Origin of the sequence: Microbacterium sp. MTN4-26, assembly GCF_042846595.1 — a bacterium.
Classification (GTDB): domain Bacteria; phylum Actinomycetota; class Actinomycetes; order Actinomycetales; family Microbacteriaceae; genus Microbacterium; species Microbacterium luteum.
On the sequence record NZ_BTGO01000008.1, the window covers coordinates 131,328 to 144,697 of the forward strand.

Genomic DNA, 13,370 nt, shown 5'->3' on the forward strand with positions numbered 1-13,370 from the left:
GCGTGTGCTCGGCAGGTCACGATGGGCGATCGTAGACTGAGCAGATCATGTCCATGCCCTCCTCCGCGCCGACGCTGATCGCACCCTCTCCTGCCGCCACGACCGCCGACGGTCGAGCCCGCACCTACGAGGTGCGAACGTTCGGATGCCAGATGAACGTGCACGACTCCGAGCGTCTCTCCGGCTCCCTCGAGAGCGCTGGGTACGTCAAAGCGCAACAAGGCGACGAGGCTGACGTGATCGTCATCAACACCTGCGCGGTGCGTGACAACGCCGCCGGCAAGCTGTACGGCACGCTCGGGCATCTGAAGTCCCGGAAAGATCGTCACGAGGGCATGCAGATCGCCGTGGGCGGCTGCATGGCGCAGATGGACAAGCAGGCGGTGATCGACAAGGCGCCGTGGGTGGATGTCGTCTTCGGAACCCACAACATGGGCTCGCTGCCGAATCTGCTCGAGCGAGCTCGTCACAACGGCGAGGCCGAGCTCGAGATCCTCGAATCCCTCGACGTCTTCCCGTCGACGCTCCCGACCAAGCGTGACGCCGTTCACAGCGGATGGGTGTCGATCTCCGTCGGGTGCAACAACACCTGCACCTTCTGCATCGTGCCGAGTCTGCGGGGCAAGGAGAAGGATCGACGCCCCGGCGACATCCTGAACGAGATCCGGATGCTCGTCGACGACGGGGCCATCGAAGTCACCCTGCTCGGACAGAACGTCAATTCCTACGGCGTCGAGTTCGGGGATCGCCAGGCGTTCGGCAAGCTGCTCCGCGCCGCGGGGGAGATCGAGGGCCTCGAGCGGATCCGTTTCACCAGCCCGCACCCGGCGGCCTTCACCGACGACGTCATCGACGCGATGGCCGAGACGCCGCAGGTCATGCCGCAGCTTCACATGCCACTGCAGTCCGGAAGCGATCGGATCCTCAAGGCGATGCGACGCTCGTATCGCAGTTCGAAGTTCCTCGGCATCCTCGACCGTGTGCGCGAGCGCATCCCGCACGCGGCCATCTCCACCGACATCATCGTCGGCTTCCCGGGGGAGAGCGACGAGGACTTCGAGGACACGATGCGCGTCGTCGAGCAGTCCAGGTTTGCGTCGGCCTTCACCTTCCAGTACTCGATCCGTGAGGGCACGCCCGCGGCGACCATGCCCGACCAGCTGCCGAAGGCCATCGTGCAGGAGCGCTACGAGCGTCTCGTCGCCCTGCAGGAACGCATCAGTCTGGAGGAGAACCACGCCCAGCTCGGTCGCGAGCTCGAGGTCCTCGTCTCCACCGGTGAGGGCAAGAAGGACGCGGAGACGCACCGGCTCACCGGCCGCGCCGAGGACAACCGCCTCGTGCACTTCGAGGTTCCACGCGGGTCCGAGGCTCCGCGGCCCGGCGATGTCGTGTCGGTGACGGTGACCCATGCCGCGCCGTTCCACCTGCTGGCGGACGCTCCGGACGGGCAGCCGCTGCGCATCCGCCGAACGCGCGCAGGGGATGCCTGGGATCGTTCGCAGGCCGAATCGTGCGGTGTGACGGCGACGTCCGCCGCCGACGGTATCCGGGCGGTCTCCCTCGGGCTCCCGAGCCTGCGCATCGGCGGGTGAGCGCCGCGCGGCTGTGGGTGATCGCCGGCGCGACGGGCACCGGCAAGACGTCGCTCTCGCTCGCTCTCGCCGAGGAGCTGATCGGACGGGGGCGCCCGGCGGAGATCGTCAACGCCGATGCCATGCAGCTGTATCGCGGCATGGACATCGGGACGGCGAAGCTCGCCGAGTCGGCGCGTCGCGGCATCCCGCATCATCTCTTCGACGTGCTGGATGTCACCCAGGAGGCTGCGGTCGCCTGGTATCAGCCGACCGCGCGTGAGACCATCTCCGACATCTTCGCGCGTGGTGCGGATGCGGTGCTGGTCGGCGGATCGGGACTGTACGTCTCGAGCGTGGTCTTCGACTTCCGTTTTCCGCCCCACGACGACGCCGTGCGTGCCGAGTTGGAGGCCGACCTCGACCGGTACGGAGCTGGCATCCTTTTCGCGCGGCTGCGTGAGCTCGACCCCGCCACCGCCGCGCGCATCGATCCACGCAACGGTCGTCGGGTCGTCCGGGCGCTGGAGATCGTCATGCAGGGCGAGAGCACCCACGGTGCCGCGCTGCCGGAGACGCCGTCGCTGTGGCATCCGGAGACGACGCTCCTCGGCGTGCACGTCGACCGTGCCGAGCTGGTCGAACGGCTCGATCGCCGTGTGGAGGCGATGTGGGCGGAGGGGCTGGTGGCGGAGGCGGAGCGGCTGCGGGCGCGTGGCCTCGAAGACGGGGTGACGGCACGTCGCGCGATCGGCTACGCCCAGGCGCTCGCGCAGGTGGACGGCCGCATCGCTGAGAGCGACGCGATCGCGCAGACCCAGGCCCTCACGCGGCGCTACGCCCGTCGCCAGGTCTCGTGGTTCCGGCGCTATGACGCGCTGACGTGGGTAGAGCCGGCGCCCGATGCTGCCCGCGACGCCGTCGCACGCGTGCGGGGCGCCGCGCCCGTAGACTGACAGGATGCCGCAGACCGTCGCGTTCACCAAGGGCCACGGCACGGGGAACGACTTCGTCGTGATCGCCGACCCCGACGGTGCGCTCGATCTCACCGACGACCATGTCGCCATCCTGTGCGATCGACGCTTCGGCATCGGAGGAGACGGCCTGCTGCGCGTCATCCGCTCGACGTCGATCGAGGAGGGCGCCACCGCCGCCGCCTCCGGAGCGGAATGGTTCATGGACTATCGCAACGCCGACGGCTCGGTGGCCGAGATGTGCGGCAACGGCACGCGGGTGTTCGCGAAGTACCTCGTCGACACCGGCCTGGCGTCCCTGGAAGAGCCGCTGCGCATCGGCACGCGCGCGGGCGTGAAGACCCTGACGCGCAGCACCCTCGGATTCGAGGTCGACCTCGGCCGGTGGGATGTCGTGGACGACGACGTGCTCGTGCGTGCCCGCGGGCTGAGCGTCCCGCGACCGGGTCAGCATGCCGACCTCGGCAACCCCCATGTGGTCGTCGCGCTGTCGTCGGTGGAGGAGCTGCAGGACCTCGACCTCACCGTGGCTCCGATCCTCGATCCCGCGCCGCCGGCGGGAGCGAACGTCGAGTTCGTCGTGCCCGAAGACCCTCTCGTCCACGACGGTGTCGGCCGCATCCGGATGCGCGTGTTCGAGCGGGGCGTGGGGGAGACCCTCAGCTGTGGAACGGGCGTCGCCGCCGCCGCCCTCGCCGTGCGTCACTGGGCCGGAGCCGGCGCGCCCGAGCAGTGGAGCGTGGATGTCCCCGGCGGTCGTCTCGGCGTGCGCCTCGTGCCGCACGCCGACGGCTCGCACGTGCTGCTCTCGGGTCCGGCCGCCCTCGTCTACACCGGCGAGATCACCCTCGCCTGATCCGCTGCCTGCCGTGCCCTGACTCAGGCTGCTCGCCGTGCCCTGACCCGCTGCCTGCGGTGCCCTGGTTCAGTCTGCTCGCCGTGCCCTGACTCAGGCTGAGGAGGGCGTGCCCCGCACGTTGCCGCCGAATCACGGCGGCCGGGCGAGGCTCAGCCTGAGTTGGTGCCCACGCCTGCACACGCGTGCCCACGTGTGCCCACCGGTGCTTCGGACCTCAGGGCAGGGGGATGACGCCGGTCGCCGCCGCGCCGCGCCGCCGTACCTTGATCACCCGGAACCCGCGGCCGGTGGCCACCCGGTGCACGCTGTAGCCCCGTTCGAACGTCGCTGCGAGCCAGCGCTGGAGCGAGTCCGATCCGAGGTTGCGGGAGACCACGAGATGCGCGTCGGAGCGCTCGTCGAGGCGGGGGATCCACGTCTCGAGCAGCCCGTGGAGCTGATCCTTGCCGACCCTGATCGGCGGATTCGATCGGATCGCCCGGAACGCGATATCGGCGGGAATATCCTGGGGTGTAACGGCGTTCACATTCTCCAGGCCCAGGGATGCGGCGTTCCGGCGTGTCAGATCGAGCGCGCGCTCGTTGACGTCGACGGCCCAGACCGTCGCGTGCGGGGCTTCCATGGCCATGCTGAGGGAGATCGGCCCCCACCCGCAGCCGATGTCCAGCAGATGGCCGCCCTGCGGCGGCATCGGCGTGTTGGCGAGCAGAACCGCCGTTCCGGCGTCGACGTGGTCTGGGCTGAACACCCCGCCGGCGGTCACGACATCCACATCGCGGCCCGCCAGGGTCACGCGGATCGTGCGGAGGTTCTCGGGACTTGCGGGAGTCGCGGTGAAGTAGTGGTCGCTCCCCATGGAGCACGAGCGTAGCGGAGCGGACAGCCTCAGGGGGAGCTAGAATTCACCGATGCCCGCTCGGCGCGCGAAAGCGCTCCCCGGGTGTGACGAGAGGCCGCTGCGATGCCGCCGGCCACGATGATGAAAGGCGAGGATGACCGATACCACCACGACGCACGGGGCCGACGACGCACCGCTCGACCCCGTCGAACGCGTGCTGGCGCGAGCGAACGGGCGGTCGGGTGTCACGGTGTTCTCGGGAGCGCAGGCGCTGCAGGATGTGCGCACCGCCGGCCGCGGCGACGACGATGGCGACCAATGGGATCGCGAAGACCGCGCGGCGCTGCGACGCGTCCCGGGGCTGTCGACCGAACTCGAAGACGTCACGGAGGTCGAGTACCGCCAGTTGCGCCTGGAGAACGTCGTCCTCGCCGGGGTGCACCCCCAGGGGGAGCAGGAAGACGCCGAGAACTCGCTGCGCGAGCTGGCGGCGCTCGCTGAGACCGCCGGGGCGGTCGTCCTCGACGGCGTGCTCCAGCGCCGGCCGCATCCCGACCCCGCGACCTACCTGGGTCGAGGCAAGGCCGAGGAGCTGCGCGACCTCGTCGCCGCTGTCGGCGCCGACACGGTGATCGCCGACACGGAGCTGGCCCCCAGCCAGCGGCGCGCGCTCGAAGACGTCGTGAAGGTGAAGGTCATCGACCGCACGACGGTGATCCTCGACATCTTCAGCCAACATGCCAAGAGCCGCGAGGGAAAGGCGCAGGTCGAGCTGGCGCAGCTCGAGTACCTGCTTCCGCGCCTTCGTGGATGGGGTGACTCGATGAGCCGCCAGGCCGGAGGTCAGGTCGGAGCCGCGGGCGCCGGGATGGGCTCCCGCGGACCGGGTGAGACCAAGATCGAGCTGGATCGCCGCCGCATCCGCACCCGCATGGCGCAATTGCGTCGCCAGATCGCGTCGTTCGCCCCCGCACGGGCCGCCAAACGGGCCGAGCGAGACCGTCACACCGTGCCGTCGGTGGCGATCGCCGGATACACCAATGCCGGAAAGTCGAGTCTTCTCAACCGCCTGACGAGCGCTGGCGTGCTGGTCGAGAACGCCCTTTTCGCAACTCTCGACGCGACGGTGCGGCGCACCCAGACCTCCGACGGGCGCGTCTACACGTTCACCGACACGGTCGGCTTCGTGCGCAATCTGCCGCATCAGCTCGTCGAGGCTTTCCGCTCGACGCTCGAAGAGGTCGGTGAGGCCGACGTCGTGTTGCACGTGGTCGACGGAGCTCATCCGGACCCCGCCGCGCAGCTCGCGACGGTACGGGATGTGATCGGTGACGTCGGTGCGCGTGAGCTGCCCGAGCTGGTCGTGTTCAACAAGGCCGACCTCATCGATGACGACACGCGGCTGGTGCTGCGCGGACTCGAGCCCGATGCGGTGTTCGCCTCGTCGCGGACCGGCGAGGGCGTGGACGAGATCCGTGCCCGGATCGAGCGGATGCTGCCGCTTCCTCCGGTCGAGGTTCGCGTGCTCGTGCCGTACGACCGCGGCGACCTCGTCTCGGCCGTGCACGAGACGGGCATCATCCTGACGCAGGAGCACGTCGCGGACGGCACCGCCATCCATGCTCATGTGCCGGCGATCCTGGGCGCGCGACTCGCACCGTTCCTCACCGCCTGACCGGCCGATCGCCGAACCGTCGGCAGGCGGCGCTGCTCACCGCTGCAGCTCGATCGGCGCGACCCCCGGGGTGTCGAACCCGAAGACGGCGCCGAGGAAGGCGTACTCAGACTCCAGCGCGTGGACGATGGTCTCCGCACGACGGAATCCGTGTCCCTCGCCCTCGTACAGCACGTATGCGTGCGGCACGCCGCGCGCCGATAGCGCATCGCGAATGGCTTCGGACTGGGCGGGAGGCACGACCGCGTCCTCGCTGCCCTGCAGAAGGAGCAGGGGCGCCGAGAAGCGCTCGGCGTGGGTCAGCGGGGATCGCTGGATGTAGAGCTGCTCGGCCTCCGGCAGCGGCCCGATCAGACCGTCGAGGTAGCGGGCTTCGAAGTCATGCGTGTCTTCGGCGAGGGCGCGGGCATCGCCGACGCCATAGCGGGAGATGCCGGCGCTGAAGACGTCTCCCGTGACCAGGGCACCGAGCACCGTCCACCCTCCGGCCGAACCGCCGGCGATCGCGACGCGATCCGGGTCCGCGAGTCCGCCGTCGATGAGTCCCCGGGCAGCGGCCACCACGTCGGCCACGTCGACGACGCCCCACTGCCCGCGCAGGCGCTCGCGGTAGGCGCGCCCGTACCCGGTCGAGCCGCCGTAGTTCACATCCAGGACGCCGATGCCGCGGCTGGTGAGGTACGCGGCCCGCGAGGAGGCGACCGGACCGACATGCGAAGTGGGGCCACCGTGGACGAAGACGACGTAGGGGGGCCGTTCACCGTCGGCAGCGGTGACATCCGGGTTGGTGGGCGGGTACGCGAACGCGTGAACGGGGCCCGACGGACCGTCCACCGTGACAGCCGTGGCCCGCGGCGTCCATTCGTCCGCCCACGGCGCGGATGATTCGCGCACCGCGGTGATCGTCCCGTCCGACGCGTCGACGCTCCAGACGCCTGTCCCACCTCCGGGCACCGCGCCGGAGACGAGCGCCCGCGTCCCCCGAGCGTCCTCGATCACGACCCCCGAGACGACAGGGACCGGCAGCGGCGCGGTCGCCCCGGTCTCGGGATCGACCGCCACCACGTGATCTGCGCCGTCCGTGCGAACCGCCACGACGTGATCACCCGCAACGGTGTACCAGGACAGGCCGAGCACCCACAGTCCGCCTCCGGTGTCGGCGTCGGCGGGGGCGAACGAAGCGACCGGGGCCTCGTCCCCGAGCCGCCACCGCATGAGATTCCACCGACCGGACGCGTCGTCGAGGTACAGCAGGGTCTGCTCGTCCAGCCAGCGCGGCTGAAGGACGGAGCGGTCGCCGGTGACGGGAGCCGTCCATTCGCCTACAGTGCCGTCCTCGATGCGTCCGACGCGCACCTCGGCGCGTTCCCAGGGCATGTTCGGATGGTTCCAGGCCACCCACGCGAGGTGGGTTCCGTCGGGGGAGAGCGCGGGCTGTGCGACGAAGTCGCTCCCTCTCACCAGCACGACGATCGCGGCGTCGTCGTCCGCGGCTGATCCGTCCACCGGAATGCGGACGATCGCGCGGCGGGGGACGGTCAGCCCGGGATCGTGCTCCTCGCGGACGGCGAGCAGAACGCCGTCGCGCCACTCCAGGCCGCCGTGGCGCGCGTGGCCTGCCACGGGAGTGAGAGGACGCACGGTCCCGTCGACGACGGAGTACACGCGCTGATCCGTCTTCTCGACGAAGAACAGCGTTCCGGCTTCGTCGGCGGTCCACGCGCCGCCGCCGTACTCGTGCACGGTGCTTCGCGCGTTCCAGGGGGTGGGCAACACATCCTCAACGTCGCCGTCGTCGCCGCGGTGGCGTACGGCGACGCGACCGGCTTCGGCCGGAACGGGCTCGCCCCACCACACGTCCTCCCCGACGAAACGAGCTCCGTCGATCCGGGGCGACGCCGCGGAGGCCGCCTCGGCGGTGATGGGAGAGGGCCAGGAGCCGTAGGGGAGTTCGGAGGTCACCGTCCCACCGTACGACGCGGTGACCTCCCTGCGGGCTCAGCGCAACGGCTGTGTGGGTGCGTTGCCGGGAAGGACCGCCGTGTCGCTTTCCACATCGGCCGCCGTGTCCACGTCGGCCGTCGGTTCCGCCTCGAGGACGTCGTCGGCGTCGATGGCCGCCTGGCCATCAGACGGTGATCTCTCGAGCAGGGCGGTGACGAGCCACACGGCGAGGGCGAGCACGATGACCAGGGCGATGTCGCCGAAAGTCAGGGGCCGCAGCGCGAACAGCACGAGCACGGCGAGCACGAGGATGACGACGCGCACGAGCACGCGCTGGCGATGCATCGCGTCCCCGAAGGCGCCCGTGTCGAGCCCTCGACTGCGCAGTCCCGATCGCGCCGACGCGGTGAGCGAGCCGGCCACGGAGCGGATGCGCCGCGCCGGCGCCCAACGGCCGCTCAGCCACGCCGCCACGGCGACGACGATGCCGAGGAAGGTCAGGACGACCGCCGTATCGCGGACGGCGCCGATCACCGTGTCGTAGATCGACTCCAGAGTGCGAGCGGGGATGCCCAGACCGGGTGCGTTGAGGCTGAGGACGGCTCCCGCGCTCGCGAGGGCTACCGCGAGCAGACCTGCGCCGATCGTGATGGCGACGCCGACCCCGAGCACGGCCGTCGACCGTCGGCGCGCGATCAGCACCCCGACGGCGGCGAGGCCGAGGGCTACGAAGGGGATCCAGTAGCCCGCTGTGACGGCGAGGTTGTAGACGGTGCCCACCAGAAGCAGGCCATCGGCCTGGACGATGACGATGGTCTGATCGATCGCCGGGATGGAGGTGACGAAGCCGAAACCCTGCGCGGCCAGTCGTGACTTCAGCTCCTCGATGATGGGGCCGAGCTGGATGCCGAGGGCGCCGGTGTCGTCGATCGCGATCGCGGTGGAGTCGTCGCCCGTCGCTGCGGCGACGAGCGCACGATGGCTGGCGACGAGAGCCGTTCGCCACACCTCGGGAAAGGCGTCGGACTGGACCACTCCGGTGATCGCCGAGTCGATGAGGCCCTGCACGCCCTGGACGGCGGGCTGCCGGAGGAGGTCGAGCGCCGACGACGCGGCGGGCGGAAGATCGAGGCTCTGCACGCCGTCGATGACGTCGTTCGTGATGCCCTCGACGTCGACGGCCGCGTTCACGGCGGTGGACGCCTGGTCGATCACCAGCTGCTGCACATCGGGATCGTCCGCGAGGGGACCGAAGGTCTGCACGAACGCGTCCTCGCTCACGAGTTCCGCGCGCGCCCACGTGCCGAGGACGGAGACGGGCACGAGGATGCCGGCGAGCACGATGCAGACGGCCGAGATGAGGGCACGCCACCATCCGGTGTGACCAGCGCGGTCTGAGACAGGTCTTTCTCCGCTGAGATCCGAGGACGCCTGGGAACGAAGATCGGCGTTCTCCGCTTTCAGCCGTTCGATCTCCGCGCGGAGATCGGTGATGTCTGTCGTGGCCATGGCGAGGGCTCCCTCTTGTCGGGTCAGCCCCATTGTGGCGGGAACGCCGCCCCGTTCGCACGTGTGCCCCAGATCAGGTTCTCCGACGCCCTCAAGCGGTCGGACACCTTCGTCCCCGAATTCTGGCGCCCGTTCTCTGGATCCTGGCCTCGTGCGAGGTGAGGCGTCGGGGTGCGAGTTCCGTCCTACTCGGCCTCCTGCGGACCCGACTCAGGCTGAGACACCATCGGGATGCCGCCACGGCACCAGAATCGCCAGCACAGCCTGAGTTGTTGCACGCGCGGTGCGCTGGCCGGCTGAGGAGACGGCCGTCAGACGGCGCGCATCACCGCCACGACTTTGCCGAGCACGACGGCCTCGTCCCCGAGGATCGGCTCGAACGCGGAGTTCCGCGGCAGCAGCCACACGTGACCGTCGCGCTGGCGGAAGGTCTTGACGGTCGCCTCCCCGTCGAGCATCGCGGCGACGATGTCGCCGTTCTCGGCCGTCGGCTGCGAGCGCACTACGACCCAGTCGCCGTCGCAGATGGCCGCGTCGATCATCGACTCGCCGGACACCTTGAGCATGAACAGGTCGCCCTTGCCGACCAGCTGCCTCGGCAGCGGGAAGACCTCGTCGATCTGCTGATCGGCGGTGATCGGCACCCCGGCGGCGATGCGCCCGACGAGGGGGACCATCGCGGCATCGCCCACGGGGGGCGCCGCGTCGGCGGGGCTTTCCGTGCTCGCGCCGGGGAGGTCGATGAGGACCTCCATCGCGCGAGTCTTGCCGGCATCGCGGCGCAGGTAGCCGCTCAGCTCCAGCTGATTCAGCTGATGCGTCACGCTCGACAACGACTTCAGCCCGACCGCGTCGCCGATCTCACGCATGCTCGGCGGGTACCCGTGCCGTGCGATCGATCGCTGGATCACTTCGAGGATCGCGAGCTGCTTGTCGCTGAGGCTGCGGCGCCGCCGTGTCTGGGGTCGCGCGCGGCTCGTCGGCTCGGTCATCTCGTGCTCCTGTCTCCTCACCCCTCGTCGTCCGAGGGGCACCGGCCTTCGAATGTCGGAGGTCGGTGATGGGCTCTGCTCATCGAAACGGTATCCGCCCTCGTCCGACACGGTCTGCAAGCGCTCCGCGTGTCGTGTTCGAGAGAAGTCCACCGGTCGGCCCGCTTGACAGCTTACGAGATCGAAGATAGCTTCGGAAGAGAGGTTCGCATCGCCGGCTCCCGGCCGAGTTCAGCGATGCGAACCTCTCGCCGAGAAGGAGGAGAGATGACCGCGATCAGCATCACGCCGCACCACCGCACCCGCCTGCGCATGACCGTGCGCGGCCGTCGCGTTCTTGCCGCCGCGGCGGCACTGCCCGCCGCCGCATGCGTGGCGGTCGCGGTCATCAGTGGCGGCAGCGCGCTCGCGTCGCGCGATGACGCCGGCGACGCTGCCTCGTTCTCCACGGTCGTCGTGAGTGCAGGTGAATCGCTCTGGGCGATCGCGGAGCGCGTGGCACCGGAGAGCGATCCTCGAGACGTCGTTGACGACATCGCGCGCCTGAATGCTCTCGACGGTGTCGATGTCTCGGCTGGTCAGGAGCTGGCCATCCCTGCGCGCTACGACACGGCACCGTAGACCGCCGGGCGAAGCGCGCCCGTACCATGGGAGGGGTGACCGCTCGCCTCGACGACCTTCCTCTCCGTGACGATCTGCGCGGAATGACTCCGTACGGTGCGCCTCAGGCACCGCTTCCGGTTGCGCTGAACGTGAACGAGAACACCCATCCCGTGCCGGATGAGATCGCCGCCGACATCCTCGATGCGATCGCATTGGCGCTTCGGGACGTCAACCGATACCCCGATCGCGAGTTCCTGCCGCTTCGCGAGGCGTTCGCGGATTACCTGGGTGAAGGGCTGCTTCCTGAGCAGATGTGGGCCGCCAACGGTTCCAACGAGGTGCTTCAGCACGTGCTCCAGGCCTTCGCTGGACCGGGGAGGACGGCGTTCGGCTTCGCGCCCACCTACTCGATGTACCCGCTGCTGACGCGAGCGACCGGTGCTGCCTGGGTCGCGGGAACGCGCGAAGACGACTTCTCGGTGACCGCCGATTCGGCGGCCGACCAGGTCGCAGCAGCCGATCCGGATGTGGTGTTCCTGTGCGCCCCGAACAACCCGACGGGCACGCCGCTGCCACTTGACGTGATCGCAGCGGTCTACGACGCGAGCCGGGCGATGGTCGTGGTCGACGAGGCGTACCAGGAGTTCGCGCCTCACGACGAGCCATCAGCGATCACCCTGCTCCCCGGGCGCGAGCGACTGATCGTGTCGCGCACGATGTCGAAGGCATTCGCCTTCGCCGGAGCTCGCGTGGGTTACCTCGCTGCCGACCCCGCGGTCGTGGACGCTCTGCGTCTGGTGCGCCTGCCGTACCACCTGAGTGCCATCACGCAGGCCGCCGCGCTCGCGGCGCTGCGTCACGCGCCGGTCATGCTCGGCATGGTCGACGAGATCGTCGCGCAGCGCGACCGCATCTCCGCCACCCTCGAGGCGCTCGGCTACCAGCCGCACCCGTCGTGGACGAACTTCGTCCTGTTCGGGGGAGTCGAGGACCCGGCGGCGACGTTCGGTGCCCTCTACGACCGCGGCATCCTCATCAGGGACGTGGGCATCCCGCACCACCTCCGCGTCACGGCAGGAACAGAGGCGGAGACGACCGCGTTCCTGGATGCGCTGGCGTCGTTAGGATCGACGTCATGACCCGCACCGCCTCGCTCACCCGATCGACCAGCGAGTCGACGGTCGAGCTCCAGCTCGACCTCGACGGCACGGGGCGCAGCAGCATCGACACGTCGGTGCCGTTCTACGACCACATGCTGACCGCGTTCGCGAAGCACTCGCTCACCGACCTCACGGTTCGCGCGTCGGGCGACACCGACATCGACGCACACCACACGGTCGAAGACGTCGCGATCGTGCTCGGGCAGGCGATCCGGCAGGCTCTCGGCGACAAGGCCGGCATCAGCCGCTACGGGGATGCGCTCGTCCCGCTCGACGAAGCCCTCGCCCAGGCAGTGGTCGACATCAGTGGGCGGCCCTACCTCGTGCACACGGGCGAGCCGGCCGGTTTCGAACACCACCTCATCGGCGGCCACTTCACGGGGTCGTTGGTGCGCCACACCTTCGAGGCGCTGTCCTTCCAGGCGGCGCTGACCGTCCACGTAAGGGTGCTGGGCGGCCGGGACCCTCACCACATCGCCGAGGCGGAATACAAGGCATTCGCGCGTGCCTTCCGCCAGGCGAAAGCGCTCGATCCACTCGTCGACGGCGTGCCGAGCACGAAGGGCGCCCTGTGACCGACCGGCCCCTCGTCGCCGTTCTCGACTACGGATCCGGGAACGTCCATTCCGCGGTCAAGGCTCTCGTCGCTGCCGGAGCCGACGCGCGGCTGACGGCCGACCGCGGGCTGATCCAAGACGCGGACGGACTCGTGGTGCCCGGCGTCGGCGCCTTCGAGGCGGTCGTCGCCGCACTGCGCTCGCGCTGCGGCGACGAGCTCATCGGACGACGTCTGGCCGGCGGTAGGCCCGTGCTGGGGATCTGCGTGGGGATGCAGGTCCTCTTCGAACACGGTGTGGAGCGGGGCGCGGACACTCCGGGACTGGGCGAGTGGCCGGGCGCGGTCACCGAGTTGGATGCTCCTGTCCTTCCGCACATGGGATGGAACACCGTCGCGTCGGGGGCCGGCAGTCGCCTGTTCCGCGGAATCGAGAACGAGCGGTTCTACTTCGTGCACTCGTTCGCCGCCCAGCACTGGACGATGCAGACGCAGCGCCCCCTCGCTGAACCGGTCTTGACCTGGAGCGAACACGGCGTGCCCTTCCTTGCCGCCGTGGAGAACGGGCCGCTCTCGGCGACGCAGTTCCACCCCGAGAAGTCGGGGGAGGCCGGCATCCGGCTGCTCGCCAATTGGATCGACGGGCTGGCGCCGACTAACCTCTGAATCCGTGCCTGCGCCCGGCC

Annotated in this window: 12 protein-coding genes; 8 read left to right on the plus strand and 4 right to left on the minus strand. The window is 69.8% G+C overall.

The window, feature by feature from the left end:
• Window positions 1-47 precede the first annotated feature (47 nt).
• The 3 genes from miaB to dapF are packed head-to-tail and all read left to right on the plus strand — an operon-like array spanning window position 48 to window position 3,404.
• Window positions 48-1,595, plus strand: a complete 1,548-nt coding sequence (gene miaB, locus ACGG9C_RS08910) for a tRNA (N6-isopentenyl adenosine(37)-C2)-methylthiotransferase MiaB (RefSeq protein ID WP_390178576.1) — start codon at window positions 48-50, stop codon at window positions 1,593-1,595.
• The gene (gene miaA, locus ACGG9C_RS08915) at window positions 1,592-2,530 is read left to right on the plus strand and encodes a tRNA (adenosine(37)-N6)-dimethylallyltransferase MiaA (RefSeq protein ID WP_390178577.1); all 939 of its coding nucleotides are present in this window, start codon (window positions 1,592-1,594) and stop codon (window positions 2,528-2,530) included. Before miaB ends, miaA begins: the two co-directional genes overlap by 4 nt.
• Before the next feature lie 4 nt (window positions 2,531-2,534).
• On the plus strand, window positions 2,535-3,404 hold the full coding sequence (dapF, locus tag ACGG9C_RS08920) for a diaminopimelate epimerase (RefSeq protein WP_071045712.1): 870 nt from the start codon (window positions 2,535-2,537) through the stop codon (window positions 3,402-3,404).
• 217 nt (window positions 3,405-3,621) lie between these two features.
• Here dapF and ACGG9C_RS08925 read toward each other — a convergent pair whose 3' ends face one another.
• Complete coding sequence (locus ACGG9C_RS08925) at window positions 3,622-4,263, minus strand: class I SAM-dependent methyltransferase (RefSeq protein WP_390178578.1); 642 nt, start codon at window positions 4,261-4,263, stop codon at window positions 3,622-3,624.
• A 136-nt stretch (window positions 4,264-4,399) separates the two neighbouring features.
• Between ACGG9C_RS08925 and hflX the strand changes: the two genes are divergently transcribed.
• Window positions 4,400-5,920 carry a GTPase HflX gene (gene hflX / locus ACGG9C_RS08930; RefSeq protein WP_390178579.1) on the plus strand — a complete coding sequence of 507 codons (1,521 nt, stop codon included), beginning with the start codon at window positions 4,400-4,402 and terminating at the stop codon, window positions 5,918-5,920.
• 36 nt (window positions 5,921-5,956) lie between these two features.
• Here the strand turns inward: hflX and ACGG9C_RS08935 are convergent, their stop codons facing one another.
• From ACGG9C_RS08935 to lexA, 3 genes are all read right to left on the minus strand, one after another.
• Window positions 5,957-7,882, minus strand: a complete 1,926-nt coding sequence (locus ACGG9C_RS08935) for an alpha/beta hydrolase family protein (protein WP_390178580.1) — start codon at window positions 7,880-7,882, stop codon at window positions 5,957-5,959.
• A 36-nt stretch (window positions 7,883-7,918) separates the two neighbouring features.
• Complete coding sequence (locus ACGG9C_RS08940) at window positions 7,919-9,373, minus strand: hypothetical protein (RefSeq protein ID WP_194383369.1); 1,455 nt, start codon at window positions 9,371-9,373, stop codon at window positions 7,919-7,921.
• A gap of 311 nt (window positions 9,374-9,684) precedes the next feature.
• Complete coding sequence (lexA, locus tag ACGG9C_RS08945) at window positions 9,685-10,365, minus strand: transcriptional repressor LexA (protein WP_071045718.1); 681 nt, start codon at window positions 10,363-10,365, stop codon at window positions 9,685-9,687.
• Between the two features lie 267 nt (window positions 10,366-10,632).
• Between lexA and ACGG9C_RS08950 the strand changes: the two genes are divergently transcribed.
• The 4 genes from ACGG9C_RS08950 to hisH are packed head-to-tail and all read left to right on the plus strand — an operon-like array spanning window position 10,633 to window position 13,350.
• Window positions 10,633-10,986 carry a LysM peptidoglycan-binding domain-containing protein gene (locus ACGG9C_RS08950; protein ID WP_194383368.1) on the plus strand — a complete coding sequence of 118 codons (354 nt, stop codon included), beginning with the start codon at window positions 10,633-10,635 and terminating at the stop codon, window positions 10,984-10,986.
• A gap of 26 nt (window positions 10,987-11,012) precedes the next feature.
• The gene (locus ACGG9C_RS08955) at window positions 11,013-12,107 is read left to right on the plus strand and encodes a histidinol-phosphate transaminase (protein ID WP_194383367.1); all 1,095 of its coding nucleotides are present in this window, start codon (window positions 11,013-11,015) and stop codon (window positions 12,105-12,107) included.
• A complete protein-coding gene (gene hisB, locus ACGG9C_RS08960) occupies window positions 12,104-12,703 on the plus strand; it encodes an imidazoleglycerol-phosphate dehydratase HisB (protein ID WP_071045723.1) in 600 nt (199 codons plus the stop codon). The genes ACGG9C_RS08955 and hisB overlap by 4 nt, the downstream gene beginning before the upstream one ends.
• Window positions 12,700-13,350, plus strand: coding sequence for an imidazole glycerol phosphate synthase subunit HisH (gene hisH / locus ACGG9C_RS08965; RefSeq protein WP_194383366.1), 651 nt, complete (start codon window positions 12,700-12,702; stop codon window positions 13,348-13,350). Before hisB ends, hisH begins: the two co-directional genes overlap by 4 nt.
• The last annotated feature ends 20 nt before the right edge of the window (window positions 13,351-13,370 follow it).

Coding starts and splice junctions, on each gene's coding strand:
- miaB (WP_390178576.1), top strand. CDS start 48: ATGTCCATGCCCTCCTCCGCGCCGACGCTGATCGCACCCTCTCCTGCC.
- dapF (WP_071045712.1), top strand. CDS start 2,535: ATGCCGCAGACCGTCGCGTTCACCAAGGGCCACGGCACGGGGAACGAC.
- ACGG9C_RS08925 (WP_390178578.1), bottom strand. CDS start 4,263: ATGGGGAGCGACCACTACTTCACCGCGACTCCCGCAAGTCCCGAGAAC.
- hflX (WP_390178579.1), top strand. CDS start 4,400: ATGACCGATACCACCACGACGCACGGGGCCGACGACGCACCGCTCGAC.
- ACGG9C_RS08940 (WP_194383369.1), bottom strand. CDS start 9,373: ATGGCCACGACAGACATCACCGATCTCCGCGCGGAGATCGAACGGCTG.
- lexA (WP_071045718.1), bottom strand. CDS start 10,365: ATGACCGAGCCGACGAGCCGCGCGCGACCCCAGACACGGCGGCGCCGC.
- ACGG9C_RS08950 (WP_194383368.1), top strand. CDS start 10,633: ATGACCGCGATCAGCATCACGCCGCACCACCGCACCCGCCTGCGCATG.
- ACGG9C_RS08955 (WP_194383367.1), top strand. CDS start 11,013: ATGGGAGGGGTGACCGCTCGCCTCGACGACCTTCCTCTCCGTGACGAT.
- hisB (WP_071045723.1), top strand. CDS start 12,104: ATGACCCGCACCGCCTCGCTCACCCGATCGACCAGCGAGTCGACGGTC.